The organism is Streptomyces sp. NPDC127190, assembly GCF_042672505.1.
In the GTDB taxonomy this organism is placed as follows: domain Bacteria; phylum Actinomycetota; class Actinomycetes; order Streptomycetales; family Streptomycetaceae; genus Streptomyces.
Genome location: NZ_JBHXVE010000032.1, coordinates 37,604 through 44,943 on the forward strand (window position 1 = coordinate 37,604; position 7,340 = coordinate 44,943).

Sequence of the window (7,340 nt, forward strand, 5' to 3'; positions counted from 1 at the left end):
AGCGGATCCCACCAGACGACGGGCTGTCCCTGAGGTTTCCGGTGGAGGTGAGCTTCTTCGAGGGCGGGGTCCAGCAGGCCGGCCAGGTGCGGACAACGGTCTGGGACAGCGTGGTGGGCCGGCGGCGTTCTGGACCCGACGGCAGCATCGATTTCAGCGCCCTCAGCCCTCACCATGGCGAACCGGCCGACCTGCCCCTTCCGGCCCCAGACCGGCTCCCGGCCCCGCTGTCCGCGGGCAGCGCCCAGTCCCTCTCCAGCGGTACGACCTCGACCCCGGCCACGCCTTGTCACGGGTGTGCGCCCGCACAGGCAGGTCCGGCCGGGGCCCAGCCCAGTGGCAGACGTACGTTCCCGACGCCGCGTACCGGGGGTGTGCGACAGATGAGCCCGGAGGGGGTCGTGCGGACGCCGTAGCATCGGCCGGCAGTGGTGGACGCGATCCTCCCTGATCACCGCACCGGCGGCGCCGGTCTGCTACTCGCTCGCCCTCACGCGCTGCCACGGTGCGCGGGACGGTAGTGCGGACCCGTCCCGCGCATCGCGGGATGTCCGGGGCGCAGTCCCGGACGGCTGCTGAGGTGCGGTCGCGTCAGCCGAGTTTCCACTGCTGGTTGCTTTGGCCGGTGCAGGTCCACAGTTCGAGCTTGGCGCCGTCGGCGGTGGACGCCCCGGTCACATCGAGGCAGAGCCCTGACTGCTTACCGGTGATCGTGCCGTCGGCGTTGAGGATCCACTGCTGGTTGGCGCCGCCGTTGCAGTCCCAGATCTCCACCGGGGTGCCGGGGGTCGTCTGGTTGTTGGCGGCGTCCAGGCACTTCGCGCCACCGTAGACCGTGAGCTGGTTGCTCGCGGTGTGCGTCCAGGTTTGGTTGCTGCCGCCGTTGCAGTCCCATGTCTGCGCCACTGTCCCGTTGGTCTGCGTTGCGCCGGGCACGTCCAGGCACTTGTCCGCGCCGACCGCGTGGAGGGGGCCGGTGGTGGCGCCGCCTGCACCGCCTGCGCCCCAGCCGTACTGAAGCCGGTCGAGGCCGGATTGGTTGTTGATGCTGAGCGTGTAGTTCGGCGCGCTGCCCTGGAGGGAGGTGATCGCGCAGGAGGCGTTTTCGCACGGGCCTGGGCCCTGGGTCTGGTCGGCGAACTTCACGCCGGCCCACAGGATCGAGCCCATGCCCTGCTTGCGCACGGTGTCGGTGAGCGCGTAGAGGTAGGACACGTCGTTGACGCCGTCGCGTGGACCGTTGTAGTTCACACCGGTGTTCATCGGGACGCCGAACTCGGTGAGTACGGCGCGGCTGTCGTACCCGCAGACGTTCTTCTCGAAGCTGGTGACCCATTCGGCCTCGGTGGGGTGGGTCTCTCCGCCGAGGGTGTAGTCGTGGAGCGACAGCAGGGTGCCGTCGAGGCGGGAGTCGGCGCCGACGGCGCACAGGTTCCCCTCCCAGGCGCCGGGCACCAGGATCCGCCCGCGGGGTACCTGGGAGAAGTGCGCCACCCAGGCCGCCGCGATGTTGTCCTCGTCGGTGGTGCTGTAGCCCCATGGCTCGTTCATGATGCCGAAGTACACCCGGCTGTTGCCCACGTACTTGCTGATCACTGTGTTCCACATGGCGTAGAACGAGTTGGTGTCGCCGATCACACCGTTCTGCAGCCAGGGGGTGAGCACGACGTTCATGCCCAGCGCGGTGGCCGCGTCGAACGCGGCGGTATAGCTGTTCCACCACTTGCCGTTGACGGTCGCCTGGTTGAACGCCATGCGCACGGTGTTGGCTCCCAGTGCCTGGAAGCCCTTGAGGATGGAGGTGGCCTTCGCGTACGTCGTCGAGTAGCTGTCCGTGTTCGACAGGCCGACCGGCGTGATGTCCCCGGTGACGAAGTTGTCGTTGGGGTCGGCCCAGTTCACGCCGTGGAACTGGTTGGTGGCGGCGTGCGCTGCGGTCCCGGTGGCCGCCTGCAGTCCGAGCAGGCTCAGCAGCATCGCGACGACCAGGCCGACCGGGGTTAAGCGCCGGAGCTGGCTTCCACAGGTTTTCATGCACTCTCCTTCGGAAACAGGGTTCGCATTGCTCGGTGCGGGCTCCACTGAAGGCGCGGCTCACCCACCGTGTCGTCGCAGCGGCCGGGCAGCGGGACCCGGACCCGCCCACGTCACCGCGGCCAAACCTGAGCGCCAGGAGATACTGCTGCCGGAGTTCCGGCGCCTGGGCGGGTCCGGCCGCGCCGAACGCGCAGAAGTGGGTCTGGCAAGACCCTCGGAGTCGACTGCCCGCCGGAGCCACGCTTCCGCAGCTGCGTCATTGCCGTCGGAGGCGCTGGGAGCGTGCCGTACCGAAGCGGACAGTGAATGCTCGCGCGCGGGCCACGACCCGCGGGATGCCGGTCATGCCTTGCCACCGGTCGGCGTAGCGCGTGGGTACGCGCCGCACCGCTCGCATCTCCCCCAGCGCCGTGCCGCTTCGATCCGGACTCCTCCCCGGGCTCCGGACCGGGGGGCTGACTCTGTCGTTGAAACTCCTGTTCTGCGCGGGACAGCCGGTTCCGTCGGCGAGGCCCTCGTGGACACTGCGCGCGGATCTACTGTCCTGTTGTCTTGTGTTTGATTTTGTCTGTCGCGTTGCATTGCTTCTTGACTGGCACCAGCCGAGATGGCATGGATGACGAAGTCCGATACATGGGATGAATGCTGCGAGGGCCGCTCGGGCAACCCTCAGTGGGCGGTTCGGCCTGCCAGGCGCTGGGACAGCTGAGAAGCAGGATGAGCATGCCCCGATCAAACGGGACGGTCAAGGGGTGCCGCGCAGACTATGGGGACCTATACATGGGGTGTCTCGCTCACTGAGGCGTTCGCGTCTCGTTGTTCGCCCGACACAGAAGAAGGGCTTCCGAGACCCTTGACTGTGCGCTTCTGGAAGTATTTCCCTGTCCTAGCGTTTGATTGTGAGACACGGTGATCGAATGTGGTTGGCCGTACGGCTTGATCATCGCAACCGCCCAGGTGGTTCCCTGCGATCACCAGCGTGTGTCCGCGCCGTCGGCGAAGGCGTGGGCCGGCAACCGGGTGCCCTTCTGTCGCTGGCACCCGGTGCGCGAGCACCGGGCGCGGTGGCTTGGTCAGGTGGGCTGGGGGCGGCCGAAGAGCAGGTCGTAGCCTGCGGGGAGCTGGAACAGTACCTGGCCCAGGAGGTCATCGCCTGCGGCGTCCGCGACGGTGCTGAGGACGGCGCTGACATCCCAGGCCGCGGTCTGCTCGGTGGCACCCTCGATCCAGGCTGCCGTCGCCCGTACGAACCTCTCCGGCGACAGCGGCTCCGCGCTCTGCAAGGGGTTGAGCAGGATCAGGGCGAAGTCGTCGGGCAGGCGCGCCGCCAGCTGGGCGCGCACTTCGCCGACCAGATGCGCGCCCAGGAGGGCGAGGACCACGCGCGCCGCGCGCTGTGCCTCCTGCTCGGTTTCGTACTCACCGCGTTCCTTCACCAGGCCGAGGAACGCCTCGCGTCGCAAGGCCACGTCGGCTACCACCCTTCTTCGGCTTCTTGGCTGCGGTGCGTGCGGGCGGGGGGAATCAGGTGCCCAGGCAGGGAAGCCTCTCAGCTCCGTGCGGCAGGCAACGGTGGCTTCTTGGCCGGGGCCGATACCCCCCGCATGCCGCGCTCCGGCGCCGATCCGCTCCTCGCCGGGGGAGCCGGCCCGGTTACCTCCACCGTGGCCGGGCGCAGCAGGCTCTCGCCCAGGCGGTAGCCGGGGCGCAGGATTGCCGAGCACACCAGGCGCTCCGCATCGGGGGCGGCATGGTGCGTCAGGGCGTCGTGGCAGGCCGGGTCGAACTGGTCGCCCACCTCACCGAACGCCGTGACGCCCAGCGAGCCGAGCTGCTCCCGCAGGCTGTCGGCGATGTCCCTCAGACCGGGCGTCAGCGGCTCGTTGGCCAACGCCCGGTCGACGGCGTCCAGCACGGGCAGCAACGCCTTGAGCACATTGGCCACCGCGATCTCGCGCACGGCCAGGCGGTCCCGCCGCACCCGCTTGCGGTAGTTGTCGTACTCGGCCTTGACCCGCTGTAGGTCGGCGGTCCGCTCCTGAACCAGGCGCCGCAGCTGCTCGAGTTCGGCGCTTGGCGGCCCGCTGCTGGTCATATTCAGCCAGCCTCCGGCTTGTCGTCGTCGACGATTTCGGCGTCCACCACTTCGTCCTCGTGCCCGCCGGCCGCACCCCCCGGTGACGCTCCGGGCGTGCCCGCCGGTTGCTCCGCCTGGGACTGCTGATACAGGGCGGTGCCGATCTTCTGCGCGGCCTGCGCGGTGCGGTCGATGGCCTGCCGGATCGCGGCAGTGTCCTCGCCCTTCAGGGTCTCCTTCAGCTCCTTCAGCGCCGTCTCCGTCTCGCTCCTGGCATCGGCCGGAATCTTGCCGTCGTTGTCCTTCAGCAGCTTCTCGGTGGAGTAGACCAGTTGCTCGCCCTGGTTGCGGGTCTCCGCCGCCTCGCGCCGCTTGCGGTCTTCCTCGGCGTGCTGCTCGGCCTCGCGAACCATGCGGTCGATGTCGTCCCTGGGCAGCGCGGAACCACCCGTGACGGTCATCTTCTGCTCCTTGCCGGTGCCGAGGTCTTTGGCGGAGACGTGCATGATGCCGTTGGCGTCGATGTCGAACGCGACCTCGATCTGCGGTACCCCGCGAGGCGCCGGCGCGATGCCGGTCAGCTCGAACATGCCGAGCTTCTTGTTGTAGGCGGCGATCTCCCGCTCGCCCTGGTAGACCTGCACGGTCACCGAGGGCTGGTTGTCCTCGGCGGTGGTGAAGATCTCCGAACGCCGGGTCGGGATCGTGGTGTTGCGCTCGATCAGCTTGGTCATGATGCCGCCCTTGGTCTCGATACCCAGGGACAGCGGGGTGACGTCCAGCAGCAGGACGTCCTTGACCTCACCCTTGAGCACACCGGCCTGGAGAGCGGCACCCACGGCGACGACCTCGTCAGGATTCACGCCCTTGTGGGGGTCCTTGCCGGTCAGCTCCTTCACCAGCTCGGTCACGGCCGGCATCCGGGTCGAACCCCCCACCAGGACCACGTGGTCGATGTCGGACACCTTGATCCCGGCATCCTTGACCGCGTTGTGGAACGGCGCTTTGCACCGCTCCAGCAGATCGGAGGTCAGCTGCTGGAACTGGGCCCGGGTCAGCTTCTCGTCCAGGTGCAGCGGCCCTTCGGCCGAGGCGGTGATGTAGGGCAGGTTGATGGTCGTCTCGGTGGACGACGACAGCTCGACCTTCGCCTTCTCCGCCGCCTCCCTCAGGCGCTGCACGGCCATCTTGTCCTTGGCCAGGTCTACGCCGTAGTGGTTCTTGAACTGCTTCACCAGGTGGTCGACGATCCGCTGGTCCCAGTCGTCGCCGCCCAGATGTGTGTCGCCGTTGGTGGCCTTCACCTCGATGACGCCCTCACCCATCTCCAGCAGCGACACGTCGAACGTGCCGCCGCCCAGGTCGAAGACGAGGACCGTCTGGTCGTTCTCCTTGTCCAGGCCGTAGGCCAGTGCGGCCGCCGTCGGCTCGTTGATGATCCGCAGCACGTTCAGGCCCGCGATCTCACCAGCCTCCTTGGTGGCCTGCCGCTGGGCGTCGTCGAAATACGCGGGCACAGTGATCACCGCGTCGGTGACGTCCTCGCCCAGGTAGGACTCCGCGTCCCGCTTCAGCTTCTGCAACACCCGCGCGGAGATCTCCTGCGCGGTGTACCGCTTGCCGTCGACGTCCCCGGAGTCCGGGAACCGCCAGGCGTGGTCGCCGATGTGCCGCTTCACGGACCGCGCGGTGCGCTCCACGTTCGTCACGGCCTGCCGCTTGGCCACCTCGCCGACCAGCACCTCCCCATTCTTGGAGAACGCCACCACCGACGGGGTCGTCCGCGCACCCTCGGTATTGGTGATGACGGTGGGCTCGCCGCCCTCCAGGACCGAGACCACCGAGTTCGTCGTACCCAGGTCGATACCAACCGCGCGTGCCATCTTTGGTCTCCCTCCTCGCCCTCACCTCGTTCTTCGTCTCACCGGCCCGGAATCCACCGGACCGGACCCGCACGCAGCGGCGGCTCGGGGCGGACGTCCCCGAACACCGCGGCGTGCCTCCACGCGGGGCGCGCGGGCTCCGAGGGGGCCTCGTCCCGGCAGGACACCGGCGCCGGCTGGTGCTCGTCGCGCTGGTCGTAGGCCGCCCGCAGGACCGGATCGCGCAGTGTCTCGTACGCCGCCCGCACCTTGCCGAACCGGGCTGCGGTGGCCGCGTCCACGTGGGTGTCGGGACGCAGTTCCCGCACGCGGGCGCGGAAAGCGGAGGTGATCTTCTCGGCGGTCGCCGAAGAGCGCACCCCCAGCACTGCGTAGAGATCGGATTCCGGTTCCCGCACCGACACGTCCGGCCACCTCCTCGCCCAGGGTGAGCTGTGGTTTCTCCCCTGACTTGCCTGTCTTCTGAGATAAAACCTGAGCCTTGTCCTGTCAAGTCGGGGCGAGGTATATCGGGAGGTGCCCGGAGTGCTCCGAGCACCCGGGACTGACCGGGGGCCGTACCGGTGGACGCCGGGGTCGGACGAGACAGCCGGCCGCGGGCGTGGGCGGTCCGCGCGGGTACGGAGAGAGGGGGTACGGGTGATATGGAGCGGATGCTGCGCGACAGCGGCGTCGCTTCCGCCGTGCCCGTTTACCCCTCTCTGGACGCAGCCCTCTCAACCGCCCCGGACCGCGCCCGTAGACCGGATGGGAGGTGCAGTGCAGTGATCACCGAACTCGCTGTCGAACGCGTGGAGTTCACCTGCGGCTCGTGCTGGCACAGCTGGAGCGTCGACTACGACGTACAGCGCTACCGAGACGCTCTCGACGCCGAATGGGAGGTCTTCTACCGCGACAACACCGCCGTACCCTCCCCCTACACCCCGCAGGGCGCACCACCGTGCGAGCACTGCGGCCGCCGCTGGGTGGGCCGCCTGGTAGCGCGCCGACCCGTGCCGCTGCCCGGTGACACCGAGGCGCCCCGCAGCCGTGTCCCGGCCGAGGGCGGCCACCGTGGCGAGCGGCATGCCGCTCCGATGCTGCACGCAGACGGTCACCCGCAGCCGCCGTCCGGTGCACAGGCATCCCAGGCGACTGAGCCGCCCGGTTGATCCCCGTGGCCGCGCGCCCTCCTTGCCGGGCGTGCCCGCACTGTGTGCCAGAAGGCGGAGCGCGGCGTTGTACGGCCCGGGGGGGGGGGGGGGGCCGCCGGGGGGGAGGGGAGAGATGGGGCCGACCAAACAGACACAGGGTGGGGGGAGGGGAAGGGGGGGAGGCGGACGACCCCCCCCCCCCACCCCCAA

General features: G+C 69.1%; 6 protein-coding genes. 1 reads left to right on the plus strand and 5 read right to left on the minus strand.

The features are described 5' to 3' along the window. Positions 1-591: 591 nt before the first annotated feature. From ACFVIU_RS33745 to ACFVIU_RS33765, 5 genes are all read right to left on the minus strand, one after another. Positions 592-2,034 (minus strand): RICIN domain-containing protein, encoded by a 1,443-nt coding sequence (locus ACFVIU_RS33745; protein WP_385847248.1) that lies wholly within the window; start codon positions 2,032-2,034, stop codon positions 592-594. 1,076 nt (positions 2,035-3,110) lie between these two features. Then, positions 3,111-3,506, minus strand: a complete 396-nt coding sequence (locus tag ACFVIU_RS33750) for a DUF2267 domain-containing protein (protein ID WP_385847249.1) — start codon at positions 3,504-3,506, stop codon at positions 3,111-3,113. A gap of 80 nt (positions 3,507-3,586) precedes the next feature. Beyond that, positions 3,587-4,132, minus strand: coding sequence for a nucleotide exchange factor GrpE (gene grpE / locus ACFVIU_RS33755; RefSeq protein WP_385847250.1), 546 nt, complete (start codon positions 4,130-4,132; stop codon positions 3,587-3,589). A gap of 2 nt (positions 4,133-4,134) precedes the next feature. Then, positions 4,135-5,997: a molecular chaperone DnaK gene (gene dnaK / locus ACFVIU_RS33760; protein WP_385847251.1), complete on the minus strand. Its 1,863-nt coding sequence runs from the start codon at positions 5,995-5,997 to the stop codon at positions 4,135-4,137. A 38-nt stretch (positions 5,998-6,035) separates the two neighbouring features. Further along, on the minus strand, positions 6,036-6,401 hold the full coding sequence (locus ACFVIU_RS33765) for a J domain-containing protein (protein ID WP_385847253.1): 366 nt from the start codon (positions 6,399-6,401) through the stop codon (positions 6,036-6,038). A 360-nt stretch (positions 6,402-6,761) separates the two neighbouring features. On the opposite strand from ACFVIU_RS33765, the gene ACFVIU_RS33770 reads away from it, so the two are divergent. Further along, positions 6,762-7,148, plus strand: coding sequence for a hypothetical protein (locus ACFVIU_RS33770; protein ID WP_385847255.1), 387 nt, complete (start codon positions 6,762-6,764; stop codon positions 7,146-7,148). The last annotated feature ends 192 nt before the right edge of the window (positions 7,149-7,340 follow it).